Source organism: Roseateles sp. P5_E1, assembly GCF_054049335.1.
Map to the genome: position 1 here is coordinate 1 of NZ_JBFUMN010000239.1, position 663 is coordinate 663.

A 663-nucleotide genomic window follows, 5' to 3' on the forward strand; every position below is an offset into this window, starting at 1 on the left:
GTCCGGGACCAGCCCGACATGCGGCGCATGCAGCGCCGCCGAATGAATGACCGCGTCCACCCCGACCAGCGCGCTGCGCAGGGCCCGCGCGTCGGTGATGTCGGCCACGTGCCGGGTGGTATTGAAGGGGTTGCGGTCGAAACCCACGACCTCGTGCCGTGCGGCGAGCGCGCCGAAGATCGCGCGTCCGACCCGGCCAGAACTTCCTGTCAGCAGAATCTTCACTGTGTGGCACTTGGTCAGCGCCCGGGAGCTACCGGGATGGCTCGATTGTAGCCATAGTCGGTGCCGCTGGACCAAGGCCCCAGCGGCTCCGGCAGGAACGCGCACGTAGACGCCAGAACGATCAACACAGGCGGCCTCCGTACACCCGGTTTTGGCGCGATCACCCTGCCAGGGAAGCGTCGTACCATGTTGGTCTCCGCCGGACGCATTAAGCGCTCCGGCGTCCTGCACGCTCAGCCCACGATGGAACAACGATGACACTAAAGGCGTATCTGCACGATCACTTCGTGGACAAGGCCGGGTTGGCGGCACTGACCGGCACCTCCGTCGAGCAAGTCGATGCGTTGGTGATGGCAGGTGCATTGCCCCAGCCGACGTACGTCTGTGAGCAAGGCACGATCCGCTCGGCTGCGTTCGGCGTCATCCCGACCCGCGAAG

At 65.8% G+C, this 663-nt stretch carries 2 protein-coding genes; one reads left to right on the forward strand and one right to left on the reverse strand.

The features are described 5' to 3' along the window. On the reverse strand, positions 1–225 hold a 225-nt coding region (locus tag ACXJKJ_RS30800; RefSeq protein ID WP_457395311.1), incomplete at its 3' end, for an NAD-dependent epimerase/dehydratase family protein. A gap of 254 nt (positions 226–479) precedes the next feature. On the opposite strand from ACXJKJ_RS30800, the gene ACXJKJ_RS30805 reads away from it, so the two are divergent. Then, positions 480–663, forward strand: a 184-nt coding sequence (locus tag ACXJKJ_RS30805) for a hypothetical protein (RefSeq protein WP_457395314.1), incomplete at its 3' end; no start/stop codon positions are given.